This window comes from Streptomyces sp. NPDC004051 (assembly GCF_053604275.1).
This window is the reverse complement of sequence record NZ_JBSGHG010000042.1, coordinates 47748-61034: the sequence shown is the minus strand read 5'-3', so window position 1 is coordinate 61034 and position 13287 is coordinate 47748. Positions and strand designations below refer to the sequence as shown.

General features: G+C 71.7%; 9 protein-coding genes. 4 read left to right on the top strand and 5 right to left on the bottom strand.

Going from position 1 to position 13287, the window contains the following annotated elements; all coding sequences use genetic code 11:
- Positions 1-61: 61 nt before the first annotated feature.
- Positions 62-1978, bottom strand: a complete 1917-nt coding sequence (gene typA, locus ACWEQO_RS30085) for a translational GTPase TypA (RefSeq protein ID WP_361451858.1) — start codon at positions 1976-1978, stop codon at positions 62-64.
- Between the two features lie 385 nt (positions 1979-2363).
- Positions 2364-4811, bottom strand: coding sequence for an ABC transporter family substrate-binding protein (locus ACWEQO_RS30080; RefSeq protein ID WP_452985924.1), 2448 nt, complete (start codon positions 4809-4811; stop codon positions 2364-2366).
- A gap of 302 nt (positions 4812-5113) precedes the next feature.
- Between ACWEQO_RS30080 and ACWEQO_RS30075 the strand changes: the two genes are divergently transcribed.
- Genes ACWEQO_RS30075 through ACWEQO_RS30060 form a run of 4 tightly spaced genes read left to right on the top strand, consistent with a single transcriptional unit; the run spans position 5114 to position 9069 of the window.
- Positions 5114-5407 (top strand): hypothetical protein, encoded by a 294-nt coding sequence (locus ACWEQO_RS30075; protein WP_109376825.1) that lies wholly within the window; start codon positions 5114-5116, stop codon positions 5405-5407.
- A gap of 48 nt (positions 5408-5455) precedes the next feature.
- Positions 5456-6292: a hypothetical protein gene (locus tag ACWEQO_RS30070; RefSeq protein WP_452985923.1), complete on the top strand. Its 837-nt coding sequence runs from the start codon at positions 5456-5458 to the stop codon at positions 6290-6292.
- A gap of 18 nt (positions 6293-6310) precedes the next feature.
- Positions 6311-8278, top strand: a complete 1968-nt coding sequence (locus ACWEQO_RS30065) for a fumarate reductase/succinate dehydrogenase flavoprotein subunit (RefSeq protein ID WP_361451849.1) — start codon at positions 6311-6313, stop codon at positions 8276-8278.
- Positions 8275-9069 carry a succinate dehydrogenase/fumarate reductase iron-sulfur subunit gene (locus ACWEQO_RS30060; RefSeq protein WP_452985922.1) on the top strand — a complete coding sequence of 265 codons (795 nt, stop codon included), beginning with the start codon at positions 8275-8277 and terminating at the stop codon, positions 9067-9069. The genes ACWEQO_RS30065 and ACWEQO_RS30060 overlap by 4 nt, the downstream gene beginning before the upstream one ends.
- Positions 9070-9112: 43 nt before the next feature.
- Here the strand turns inward: ACWEQO_RS30060 and ACWEQO_RS30055 are convergent, their stop codons facing one another.
- The 3 genes from ACWEQO_RS30055 to ACWEQO_RS30045 form a co-directional block, all read right to left on the bottom strand.
- Positions 9113-9670 carry a GNAT family N-acetyltransferase gene (locus ACWEQO_RS30055; protein WP_452985921.1) on the bottom strand — a complete coding sequence of 186 codons (558 nt, stop codon included), beginning with the start codon at positions 9668-9670 and terminating at the stop codon, positions 9113-9115.
- A 43-nt stretch (positions 9671-9713) separates the two neighbouring features.
- Positions 9714-12509 (bottom strand): SpoIIE family protein phosphatase, encoded by a 2796-nt coding sequence (locus ACWEQO_RS30050; protein ID WP_452985920.1) that lies wholly within the window; start codon positions 12507-12509, stop codon positions 9714-9716.
- Between the two features lie 292 nt (positions 12510-12801).
- Complete coding sequence (locus ACWEQO_RS30045) at positions 12802-13209, bottom strand: ATP-binding protein (RefSeq protein WP_361451882.1); 408 nt, start codon at positions 13207-13209, stop codon at positions 12802-12804.
- Between the last annotated feature and the right edge of the window lie 78 nt (positions 13210-13287).

Below are 13287 nucleotides of genomic sequence, written 5' to 3'. Positions count from 1 at the left end.
GGGCGCCCCTGTGACAGGGGCGCCCGACGCCGTTCGTACGGGTGCGGTGCGCGGCCGGGGATCAGCCGTGCTTGGCGCGGCTCGCGGCGCGGGCGCGCTCACGGCCGTCCAGGTTCACCTTGCGGATGCGGATGGACTCCGGGGTCACCTCGACGCACTCGTCGTCGCGGCAGAACTCCAGCGACTGCTCCAGCGACAGCTTGCGCGGCGGGACGATCGCCTCGAACGAGTCGGCCGAGGCCGACCGCATGTTGGTGAGCTTCTTCTCCTTGGTGATGTTGACGTCCATGTCGTCGGCACGGGAGTTCTCGCCGACGATCATGCCCTCGTACACCTCGGTGCCGGGATCGGTGAACAGCACACCGCGCTCCTGCAGGTTGGTCATCGCGAACGCGGTGACCGCGCCGGCGCGGTCGGCGACCAGGGAGCCGTTGTTACGGGTCGTGAGCGGCCCGAACCAGGGCTCGTGGCCCTCGTGGATGGAGTGCGCGATACCGGTGCCGCGGGTCTGGGTGAGGAACTCGGTGCGGAAGCCGATCAGTCCGCGCGAGGGCACCACGAACTCCAGGCGCACCCAGCCGGAGCCGTGGTTCGACATGTTGTCCATGCGGCCCTTGCGGACGCCCATGAGCTGCGTGACCGCGCCCATGTGCTCCTCGGGCACGTCGATCGTCATCCGCTCGACGGGCTCGTGCACCTTGCCGTCGATCTCCCGGGTGACCACCTGCGGCTTGCCGATGGTGAGCTCGAAGCCCTCCCGGCGCATCTGCTCGACCAGGATCGCCAGCGCCAGTTCGCCGCGGCCCTGCACCTCCCAGGCGTCGGGACGGCCGGTCTCCAGGACGCGCAGCGAGACGTTGCCGATCAGCTCGCGGTCCAGGCGGTCCTTGACCTGGCGGGCGGTGACCTTGCGGTCCTTCACGGCCGCCTTCGCGTCGGCGCCCTTGCCGGTGCTGCCGCGGCCGACCAGCGGCGAGGTGTTGGTGCCGATGGTCATGGAGATCGCGGGCTCGTCCACCATGATCAGCGGCAGCGGGACCGGGTTCTCCGGGTCGGCCAGGGTCTCGCCGATCATGATGTCCGGGATGCCGGCGACCGCGCAGATGTCACCGGGGCCGGCCTTCTCGGCGGGCTTGCGGGTGAGCGCCTCGGTCATCATCAGCTCGGAGATCCGCACGTTCTGCACGGACCCGTCGCGCTTCATCCAGGCGACCGTCTGGCCCTTCTTCAGCTCGCCCTGGTGGACGCGGAGCAGGGCGATCCGGCCGAGGAAGTTGTCGGCGTCCAGGTTGGTGACGTGGGCCTGGAGCGGGGCGCCCTCCTCGTAGGTGGGGGCCGGGATGTGCGACAGGATGGTGGAGAAGAACGGCTCGAGCGAGTCGGAGTCCGTCGGGACCGTGCCGTCCGCCGGCTTGGTCAGCGAGGCGATGCCGTCCCGGCCGCAGGCGTAGACGATCGGGAACTCGATCTGGTCCTCGTCGGCGTCCAGGTCGAGGAAGAGGTCGTAGGCCTCGTTGACGACCTCGTCGATACGGGAGTCCGGCCGGTCCGTCTTGTTGATGCACAGGATGATCGGCAGCCGCGCCTGGAGCGCCTTGCGCAGCACGAAGCGGGTCTGCGGCAGCGGGCCCTCGGAGGAGTCGACGAGCAGCACGACGCCGTCGACCATCGACAGGGCGCGCTCGACCTCGCCGCCGAAGTCGGCGTGGCCGGGGGTGTCGATGATGTTGATCGTGATCGGGTCCCCGCCGTCCTTGGGGTGGTACTTCACCGCCGTGTTCTTGGCGAGGATCGTGATGCCCTTCTCACGCTCCAGGTCGCCGGAGTCCATCATGCGCTCGTCGACCTGGTCGAGCTGGTGGGCGGCGAAGGCACCTGCCTGCTTGAGCATGCCGTCGACGATGGTGGTCTTGCCGTGGTCGACGTGGGCGATGATGGCGACGTTGCGGATGTCATGACGCTGGATGGACGAAGCCATGGGTTGGCGTACTCCCGAAATGGTGAGAAGCGCCCTGCGCAGACGGCTGTGGTGCGCGGGCCCTGCCGGGCTGAACACGCCACGGCCTCTCCCCATGTTACGGGCCCGTGGAACCGGACACTCGCGCCTCCTCCGCCCGGGGCGCTTCGAGGGGCCGGTGACGTTCCCCTCGTCGTGGCCGCTCCCCGCGCCCACAGACGGCTCGGGGCCGTGACGCGGGCGCCGTCGGGAGCCCCGTGGTCCGGCCCCGTCGCAGTTCAGCAGCGCGGGAGGCCGTCCCCGGCGCCCGCTCCGTCCGCGGGCCGCCCGCGGTGGCCGCCGCACCGGGGGCGGGGAGTACGAGAAAAGCGCCGAGATCTGCCTCACGTCGGCGCGGTGGCCGGGACTACCGCGCCGAGGAGGGGGCCGAGGGCTTCCGCGTCCTCTCCGCCGGTGTTCCGGCCGGGCCCCGCGCGCTCTTCTTCAGGAAGCCCATGTCCTCGTAGACGGGGGTGCGGAAACCGAAGGCGCCCGCGTTGGCCAGGTCCTTCCGGGCCGCGGTGAGCTGGGGGCGCTGGAAGAGGGGGATCGAGCCGGCCGCCGCCCAGATGCGGGAGTCGGCCTTGCGGAGCAGTTCGACGCGTTTCGTGTCGTCGAGCGTGGTGAGGGCCTGGTCGAAGAGCTGGTCGACCTGGTCGGTGCCGACCCGGGTGTAGTTCTGCCCGACGTTCAGCGAGCCGTCGGCGGCCGGGACCGGCTTGGCGTAGACCGGACGGGCGTCGGTGGCGGGGAAGGCGGTCGCGGGCCAGGAGTAGAGGGCGAGGTCGTACTCACCGGCGGCGATGTGGTCCGTGAAATAGCTCTCGTCGTCGACCGTGGAGATGTCGGTGCGGATACCGACCCGCTCCAGCATCCGTGCGATCCGGTCGGCCACGACGCCCAGGGTCTGGGAACCGGGCCCGGAGGGGAGCACGAAGTCGAGTGTGAGCGCCTTGCCGTCCTTGGCGAGCAGGGCCTTCTCCGCCTGGGCGGGGGCTGCGGTTCCCTTGGGGGCGTAGGCGCCGGAGACGCCGCTCCGGTGCAGCCGGGTGTGCTCGGCGTCGTCCTGCGCGAGGTGCTCCGCCGCGCCGCCGCCACCGCTCTTGTCGTCGCCCTTCGTCTCGTCCTCGCCGACGATGTACGCGCCGTCGTCGTCGCGCTCCGACCCCTTCTTGGGACCTTTGTCGGACGATCCGGCCTTCTCGCCCTCCGCACCGGCCGCCTTCTCACCGTCCTCTTCCTCCTTGCCCCCCTTCTCCTCGCCCTTCTTGTCCTTCTCGCCCTTCTCGCCCTTCTTGTCCTTCTCGCCCTTCTTGTCCTTCTCCTCCTTGCCGTCCTTCCCGGCCTTCCCGGCCTTCTCCTTCTTCTCCTCGTCCTTCTCCTGGTCGACCGGGCCCCCCGGCACCCAGCCGGCGTCCGCGAGCAGGGCGCGTGCCTCCGCGGCGTCCTGGGCGCCGAGGGCGCCGCTCCCGTCGGCGTAGGCGGCCTGCCCGGACAGCGCGACGTGGCTGCCGACGGGCTCGGCGGGCAGGTCGAGCGGTTCGAGGATCGCCTTCGCCAGGGCCTCCCGGTCCAGGGCGCGGGCCACGGCGCGGCGGACCCGCTCGTCGGCGAGCGGGCCTTCGTCGCCGTTGAGGGCGAGCTGGGTGTAGGCGGGCTCCAGCGACTTGCGCACCTCGAACCCGTTGAGGGCCTTCTGCCGGCGCGCGTGCGTCGCGGCGGCCTCGCGCCGCTGCTCGCGGGCGGAGATCTCCTTCTCGGCGGCGTCCTCGTCGGAGCCGTTCGCGACGGCCCAGGAGCGCAGGGCGTGGGCGGCGGACCGGCCGGCGGCGAGAGGGCCCACGAGGGGCGCGCTCACCCGTTCGGCCTCTCCTTTCCCGTCCCGTTCGCTCTTCTGCTCGCCGCCCTTCCCGCTTTCGCGCGCGCTTTCGCCCCGCGGGCCGGCGGCGACGATGCGGCGGGCGCCGGTGGCGTCGATCTCGGCCAGGTCCAGGGTGCCGGCGGTGAGCGCGGCGATCCGTTCGTCGCGGGGGACCGCGCGCAGCACGATCGTCGAGAGCCGGGCCGGCTCGCCCCACCAGCGGGCGTTCCGGGTGAGGGTGACCTCGTCGCCCTCGCGGTCGACCTTCTTCACCTTGAACGGGCCGGCGGTGACCTTCAGCTTCTTGCGGGCCCCGTCGTTGAAGGAGTCCGGGGTGCCCATGACGTCCTTCGGGTACAGCGGGGTGAACAGGGACTTCCAGTCGGCGTAGGGGCGGCTGAAGGTGACCTTGACCTCCAGGTCGTCCTTGCCGCGCTCGATCTTCTCGATGCGGTCGTAGCCGGCGTTGCGGGCGGTCCAGTAGGCGGTGTCCTCGCCGGACAGCGCACGCCACTGGGCGGCGAAGTCGGCGGCGCCGATCTCGCGGCCGTCGCTCCAGACGGCCTGCTGGTTGAGCCGGTAGAGGACGACCTGTTTGGGCTCGGTCTCGACGACCTCGGCGGACTCCAGGTAGTCGGCGTTGCGCACCGGGCGTCCCCGTTCGTCCATCCGGTACATCGACGGCAGGACGGCCTGCGCGATCCGGGTGGTGGTGGCGTCGGCGTCCGACTGGAAGGTGTTCAGGGTGTCCGGGACGGTGTCCACCGCCCAGCGCAGGGTGCCGCCGTCGGCGACCGCCGTGCGGTCGGCGCGTGCGACGTCCCCGGTGGCGAGGGGCCGGCCTGCCGGGTCGTCGGAGCTGCATCCGGCCAGAGCGGGCACCACGAGAACGCCCGCGGTGAGGAAGACGACCGAGCGCATGACCGCGCGCGGGGCGACGCCGTCGTGGGACATCTCTGGTTACCTCCGGGAAGCCGCGGACGCTATGATCACTTTTGTCAGTATTTCTGGTGTTCATCTGATGTATGTGGCCACTGAAGAGGAAAGGGTTCTGCAACCGAGAGCGACACGGCGACCACGAGCGGGAAGCTCACCCGTACGGCGTAGCGCACCGCGCAATGCACCCCTGCGCCTCGGCCAATCGGCGCACATCCCTTCACAGCGCAAGGTGTGACGCGCGACACTCGCAGGCGCACGAACGTCGCCGCCTTGGGCCTGAAGGACCTCGAAGGACCCGCGGGAAGTGAGGGCAAGTCATGTCCGTGCACGACGAACTGGCATCCGTCCAGCGCAGCCTCGACGACCTGATCCGGTCGGTGGGGCGCCTGGAGAAGCAGCTCGGCAGCGGTGGCCTGGAGATGCGCCGCGTCCGATCCGACACCAACCACCTGCGGGAGAGCGTCGCCCTGCTGCGGGAGACGGCCACGGCCGGGACCACCGCGCCGAAGCGGCCCGACCTCGTCACCATCTCCGACACGCCGTACGACCCCTCCCTGTGGGTGGACTCGGACGACGAGGGCCTCGGCGTCCGCGACCGCCGCGCCCCCTGATCCCCCACCGGACCCGCAGCGCCCCCTGACCCCTACCGGAGCGGACAAGTGGCCACTGGTACGGAACCCCCCGCCACCGAACCCCATCCCCGACGCACCGGTGTGCGCACCGGCAGCCGCGCCGCGATCGCCGCTCCTCATCTGCGGACCGACCGCTGGTGGCTGGCCCCGGCCGCCACCGCGGCCGGTCTGCTGGCCTTCGTCGTCTACTCGACCTGGCGGGCCTTCGCGAACGCCGACTACTACGCGGCGCCGTACGTCTCGCCGTTCTACTCCCCGTGCCTCGCGGAGAACTGCGAGACGATGCGCGCCGGACCCAACTGGGAGCTGTTCGGCGGCTGGTGGGGCATCTCACCGGCGATCATCATCCTGATCTTCCCGCTCGGCTTCCGCCTGACCTGCTACTACTACCGCAAGGCCTACTACCGGGGCTTCTGGGCCGCCCCGCCGGCCTGCGCGGTCGCCGAGCCGCACCGGAAGTACTCCGGGGAGACCCGCTTCCCGCTGATCCTGCAGAACGTCCACCGGTACTTCTTCTACGCGGCGCTCCTGGTCGCCGGGGTGCTGACCTACGACACCGTCCTCGCCTTCCGCGACGAGCACTACGCGTGGGGCCACATGGGGCTCGGCACCCTCGTCTTCCTGGTCAACATCGTGTTGATCTGGGCGTACACCATCTCCTGTCACTCCTGCCGGCACATCGTCGGCGGAAAGCTCAAGCACTTCTCGAAACATCCCGTGCGCTACCGGATGTGGCAGTGGGTGAGCCGGCTGAACGCCCGGCACATGCAGCTCGCCTGGGCGTCGCTGGTGAGCGTGGCGGTCGCCGACCTCTACGTCTATCTCCTCGCGTCCGGCGCCTTCGACGATCCGCGCTTCTTCTGATGAGTGGGGCCTTCTGACATGACCGTGGTCGACCGGCAGGAATGGGACGTCGTCGTGGTCGGTGCGGGCGGCGCCGGACTGCGCGCCGCCATCGAGGCACGCGAGCGGGGGGCGCGGACGGCGGTGATCTGCAAGTCGCTGTTCGGCAAGGCGCACACCGTGATGGCCGAGGGCGGCATCGCCGCCGCCATGGCCAACGCCAACGAGCACGACACCTGGCAGGTCCACTTCCGCGACACCATGCGCGGCGGGAAGTTCCTCAACCAGTGGCGGATGGCCGAGCTGCACGCCCAGGAGGCGCCGCAGCGGGTGTGGGAGCTGGAGACCTGGGGCGCGCTGTTCGACCGGACGAAGGACGGCCGGATCTCGCAGCGCAACTTCGGCGGCCACGAGTACCCCCGCCTCGCCCACGTCGGCGACCGCACCGGCCTGGAACTGATCCGCACCCTCCAGCAGAGGATCGTCGCGCTCCAGCAGGAGGACTTCCGGGAGACCGGGGAGTACGAGTCCCGGCTGAAGGTCTTCCAGGAGTGCACGGTCACCCGCGTCCTCAAGGACGGGCCCCACGTCTCCGGCGTCTTCGGCTACGAGCGGGAGTCCGGCCGTTTCTTCGTGCTGGAGGCGCCCGCCGTGGTCCTCGCGACGGGCGGCATCGGCAAGTCGTTCAAGGTGACCTCGAACTCGTGGGAGTACACCGGGGACGGCCACGCGCTGGCACTGCTGGCCGGGGCCCCGCTGCTCAACATGGAGTTCGTGCAGTTCCATCCGACGGGCATGGTCTGGCCGCCGTCGGTGAAGGGCATCCTGGTCACCGAGTCGGTGCGCGGCGACGGCGGGGTGCTGCGCAACTCCGAGGGCAAGCGGTTCATGTTCGACTACGTGCCGGACGTCTTCAAGGAGAAGTACGCCGAGTCCGAGGAGGAGGGCGACCGCTGGTACGACGACCCGGACCGCAACCGGCGTCCCCCCGAGCTGCTCCCCCGCGACGAGGTGGCCCGCGCGATCAACGCCGAGGTGAAGGCGGGCCGCGGCTCCCCGCACGGCGGGGTCTTCCTGGACGTGTCCACCCGGATGTCCGCCGACGTCATCAAGCGCCGGCTGCCGTCGATGTACCACCAGTTCAAGGAGCTGGCGGACGTCGACATCACGGCGGAGGCGATGGAGGTCGGGCCGACCTGCCACTACGTGATGGGCGGCATCGCCGTCGACTCCGACACGGCGGCGACGCGCGGGGTGCCGGGGCTGTTCGCGGCCGGTGAGGTGGCCGGCGGGATGCACGGCTCCAACCGGCTGGGCGGGAACTCCCTGTCCGACCTGCTGGTGTTCGGGCGCCGGGCGGGCTGGCACGCGGCCGAGCACGCGGGGGCGTACACCGCCGGGCGGGGTGCCGGGGCAGGCGCAGGGCGGCCCCGGGTGGACGAGGCCCAGGTCGACGCCGCGGCGGCGGAGGCCCTGCGCCCCTTCTCCGCCGAGGCCGGGGAGGGGACGCAGGACCCGGCGGCCGCTCCGGAGAACCCGTACACCCTGCACCAGGAACTCCAGCAGACGATGAACGACCTGGTCGGCATCATCCGCCGGGAGCACGAGATGGAGGAGGCCCTGCACAAGCTCGCCGAGCTGCGGGGGCGGGCGCGCCGGGCCGGGGTCGAGGGGCACCGGCAGTTCAACCCGGGCTGGCACCTCGCCCTGGACCTGCGGAACATGCTGCTGGTCAGCGAGTGCGTGGCACGGGCCGCGCGGGAGCGCACCGAGTCCCGCGGCGGGCACACCCGCGAGGACCACTCCACGATGGAACGCGCCTGGCGCAACGTCAATCTGCTGTGTGCGATGACCGATCCCACCGGCGGCATCGCGGCCACCGCCCCGGAGCGCGGCCAGATCACCCTGACCCGGGAGACCACCGAACCCATCCGCCCCGACCTGCTCGCCCTCTTCGAGAAGGAGGAGCTGGTCAAGTACCTCGCCGAAGAGGAGCTGTACGAGTGAGCAGCTATGAGGCCCGCTTCAAGGTGTGGCGGGGGGATGTCGAGGGCGGGGGCCTGGAGGACTTCCGGGTCGAGGTGAACGACGGCGAGGTGGTCCTCGACATCGTCCACCGGCTCCAGGCCACCCAGGCCCCCGATCTGGCCGTGCGCTGGAACTGCAAGGCCGGCAAGTGCGGTTCGTGCTCGGCGGAGATCAACGGGCGTCCCCGGCTGCTGTGCATGACCCGGATGTCGGTGTTCGACCGGGACGAGACGATCACGGTGACCCCGCTGCGGGCCTTCCCGGTGATCCGCGACCTGGTGACCGACGTCGGCTTCAACTACACGAAGGCCCGCCAGGTGCCGGCCTTCGTACCGCCCGAGGGCCTCGGGCCCGGCGAGTACCGGATGACGCAGGAGGACGTGGAGCGCTCCCAGGAGTTCCGCAAGTGCATCGAGTGCTTCCTGTGCCAGGACGTCTGCCACGTGGTCCGCGACCACGAGGAGAACAAGCAGGCGTTCGCGGGGCCGCGGTTCCTGATGCGGGTGGCGGAGCTGGACATGCATCCGCTGGACGCCGCCGAGGAGACCGGCCTGGACCGCAGGGCCACGGCCCAGGACGAACACGGCCTCGGCTACTGCAACATCACCAAGTGCTGCACGGAGGTGTGCCCCGAAGGCATCAAGATCACGGACAACGCGCTGATCCCGCTGAAGGAGCGGGCGGTCGACCGCAAGTACGACCCGCTGGTCTGGCTCGGCGACAGGATCCGGCGCCGGTCCGCCGCCGGTCCGCCCGGGCCGCGCGGCTGATCTCGGGGAGGAGGACGGCGGCAGAGGGCCCTCGGCCGCCGTTTCAAGCGACGGCGGGCGCGTGCCGTTCGTGTACGTGCCCGTCCAGGGGGAAGGCGGGTGGTGCGGCCGGGAGGACACCGGTCGGTGCGAAACCGGCCTTCTCGGCGACGCGGCAGGACGCCACGTTGTCGGCCTGGTGCACCAGCTCCAGGCGGGTCAGGCCTTCCCGGACGAAGGCCTCGAACGCCCAGTCGGTCAGCGCCGTCAGAGCCCGGTGGGCCACTCCCCGGCCGCGGGCGTGTGCCGCGGTCCAGTAACCCACCTCGGCCGAACCCGAGCCTCTGGCCGCGTACTTGAGGACGACGTTGCCGACGAGCCGCGGCGTGGATCCGGGAACTCCCGTCTCCCGCACGGCGAACGCGAACCTGTCCCCCGCCTCCCAGCCCCGCTGCTGTGCCGTCACCCAGCGCGCCGCGCTCGCCTCGTCGTGCACGGCGGCGTCCGTCCAGCGGCGCATCGCCTCGTCCTGGAACAGCCCGCTCAGGCCGACGGAGTCCTCCGGACTCCAGGGCCGCAGGGTGAGGGTGCCGGCTGCCAGGCGTAACGGGGTCGAGGACATGGGAGCGAGCATAGAGGAGCGGCGGTCGCTCGACATGTCGGGGTCAGTAGAGGCTCAGCAGGGCTTCGGAGGGGTCGGGGAGGGGGGTTTCCCCGTTGGGGAGGGGGAGTTCGAACCAGACGGTCTTGCCGCGGGGGGTGCGGCGGGAGCCCCAGGCCGCGCTGAGCAGGCCGACGAGCTGGAGGCCGCGGCCACCCTCGTCGGTGTCGCGGGCGCGGCGGCGGCGCGGCTGGACCAGGCCGGAGTCCCAGACCTCGCAGACCAGGGTCCGGTCGAGCAGGAGACGGAGCCTGATCTCTCCCTCTCCGTACCGCAGGGCGTTGGTGACCAGCTCGCTGACCAGGAGTTCCGTGGTGTCGACGAGGGGCTCCAGGCCCCAGGCGAGCAGGCGCGCGCGGGCGTACTCGCGGGCGCGGCCCACGCTGCGGGGTTCACGCGGCAGCGTCCAGTCGCCGACGGAATCGGCGGGCAGCCCCTGGACCCTGGCCATCAGCAGCGCGATGTCGTCCTCGCCGTGATGGGTGTCGAGGGTGTTGAGGACGTGGTCGCAGACCTCCTCCAGGTCCCGGTGGGTGTCGGCGCGCGGTGCCCTCGTCGCGGGGTGGTGGCCGCTCGGCGGGTGGGGCGGGTCGGTGAGGGCGCCCACGAAGGCCCGGAGGCCCTCGTCGAGGGGGTGGTCGCGGCTTTCGACCAGCCCGTCCGTGTAGAGCGCGAGCAGGGCGCCCTCGGGCAGTTCGACCTCGACCTCCTCGAAGGGCTCCCCGCCGACGCCGAGCGGCATGCCCGGCGGCACGTCCAGCATCAGGGCGGCCTCCCCCGGTTCGACCAGGACCGGCGGCAGATGGCCCGCGTTGGCGAAGGTGCACCGCCTGGTCACCGGGTCGTAGACCGCGTAGACGCAGGTCGCCAGGTAGACCTCGGAGAGGTCGGCCTCCCGGGGGCGGCGGGCGGCCCGGGTCGCCTGCTGGACCCCTCCGGGGGCGCCGAGCCCCTGGACGATCTCGTCCAGGTGGGAGAGCACCTCGGCGGGTTCGAGGTCGAGCTGGGCCAGGGTGCGGACGGCGCTGCGCAGTTCGCCCATGGCCACCGCGGCACGCAGCCCTCGCCCCATCACGTCCCCGACGACCAACGCGGTGCGGTGGCCGGGCAGTTCGATGACGTCGAACCAGTCGCCGCCGACCTCCCCGGACCGGCCGGTCGCCGCGCTGCCGGGCAGGTAGCGGCAGGCGATGTCGAGGCCGGAGGCCTCCGGGTCGCCGGGCGGCAGCAGGGACCGCTGCAGCAGCAGGGCGCGTTCGTGCTCGCGCCGGTAGAGGCGGGCGTTGTCGATGCAGACGGCGGCGCGCGCGGCCAGTTCCACGGCGAGGTCGCGGTCGCGCTCCCCGAACGGCTCACTGCCCTTGGTGCGGGCGAACTGGGCGAGCCCGACCACCGTGTCGTGGGCGACCATCGGCACGGCGAGCGTGGTCCGCACCAGCCCGCCCTCCTCGCCCGGCACCAGTCGCGGACGGCCGGTGCGCAGCGCGTCCGCGCACGGCGAGTTGAACGCGTAGTTGTGGACGGCGCCCAGCTTGACGGGCTCGCCGGTGCCGCTGAACGGCGCTCCGGAGACCGCGCTGGCGAAGGCGACGCGGCGCACCTCCGCACTGCCGTCGGCCAGCCCCGGCGGGGTCTCGTCGCCGGCCAGCAGCCCCTGGTAGAGGTCGACGGTGGCCAGGTCGCAGAAGCCGGGGACGACCACGTCCAGGAGTTCGCGGGCCGTGGTCTCCAGATCGAGGGAGTTGCCGATCCGGGCGCCGGCCTCGTTGAGCAGGGCGAGGTTGCGCCGTGCGGCGGCGGCCTCGCGGGCGGCGGCGCGGCGGGCGGTGATGTCGATTCCCAGCCAGGCGATGCCGATGGGACGGCCGCTGCCGCTGTGCACGCGGTAGAGGTTGACCGACCAGTGGCGGTGCCCGTCCGCGTCCGGGACGAATCCGGTGACGTGCATGTCCGTGATGGACTCGCCGGTCTCCAGCACCCTGCGCATGGTCGCGGCCACCCGCTCGGCCTCGGCGCGCGGCAGGTAGTCGTGGACGCCCTTGCCCCGGTGGTCGTCGGGCACGCCGCCGAAGGTGGACGCGAACCGCTGGTTGGCGCGGCGCACCCGCAGGTCGGGGTCGATCAGCAGGAAGCCGAAGGGAGATTGGCCGAATATGGCCTGCGAGGCGGCGAGATCGGTCTCGATGCTGCGCAGGGTGCGCACGTCGACGACGATGCAGACGGCCGCCTTCTCGCCGTCCTCGGTGCGCGTCGGCATGACGTAGACCTCGGCGACCCCCTCCCGGCCGGGCTCGTCGTCCGCGGTGTCGGGGATCCGGAAGGGCACGACTCCGGTCCACTCCCGGCCGTCGAGGATCTCGGCCATCTTGCGCTGGCCCCGCTCACGCCGGTCCGGGTCGACGAACGCCGCGATGGGGTCCATGCCGACGGCCCGTGCCGCCGGGATGCCGAGGAGCTGTTCGGCGCGCAGGCTCCACTGGTCGACCAGTCCGTCGGGGCCGATGGAGAAGGACGCGACCTTGATGTAGTCGTACATGGAGCCGGGAGGGCTGCTCTGCCACATCCCGTCGACGGCCGGGCCACCGGTGGAGGGAGGGATGCCGGGAGGGGTGCCGGAGGAGATGACGGAAGAGGCGCCGCCATCCGCCGCGCCGCCATCCGCCGCGACGGCATCCGCCGCGTCGACAGGAACGGTGCCGCCGGACGCGGGGTCGCCGGAAGTGAGGCCGTCAGTGGCCTCGGTCCTTGCGCCGTCCGACGGGTCCTTGGACTCCGTGGCCTTCGCTGGTATCTCGCTCACGCGAACCGTCCCCTCCAGCTCACCGCGTCCGGCACCGGTCGCCGGGGGCGGCTGCCCGCAGTATCCAGCACTACGGCGCCGCACAACACGGTGTTCACGATCACAGCACGCTTCCGATGCTTTTCGGTCCGGACTGTGAGAACACTCCCAGTCTTCTAACCAGCGGACACGTCATCGAACCCCCTGGCACCGACAACCGCCGGGGGCCGGAACCGGCCGCTCGACAGGAGTGGCCGTCGCGTACACGGGCGAGGCGCGGCACAGCGCCCCGTTTCAGCCGGGCGCGAACGCCTCACCCGGGCACCGCTAGTTCGAACCACACGGTCTTGCCGACCTCGCCCGGCCGGGTGCCCCAGCGGCGGGTGGTGCTGGCGACGAGCTGCAGCCCGCGCCCGCCCTCGTCCTCGGCCCGGGCCACGCGCTCGTGCGGGAAGTCCGGCAGCGGGTCGGAGACCTCGACCCGCAGGACGCCGTCCGGGCCGGAGGGGCGCGACAGGCAGACGTCGATGGGGCCGGTGGCGTGCCGCAGGGCGTTGGTGACCAGCTCACTGACCAGCAGGGCCGCCAGGTAACCGACGCCGTCGAGACCCCAGCCCTGCAACTGCGCGCGGACCGTGGAGCGCGCGAGGCCCACGGCACCCGGCTCCGCGGGGAAGGTCCACGTGACCCGGTCGCCTTCGGTCTCGATCACGCGGACCACTTCCGTCACTCCGGGGCCGACAACAGACTCCCCATATCAGACTTCATGGGGCTAATGGGCTCATACCCGGTATACCGG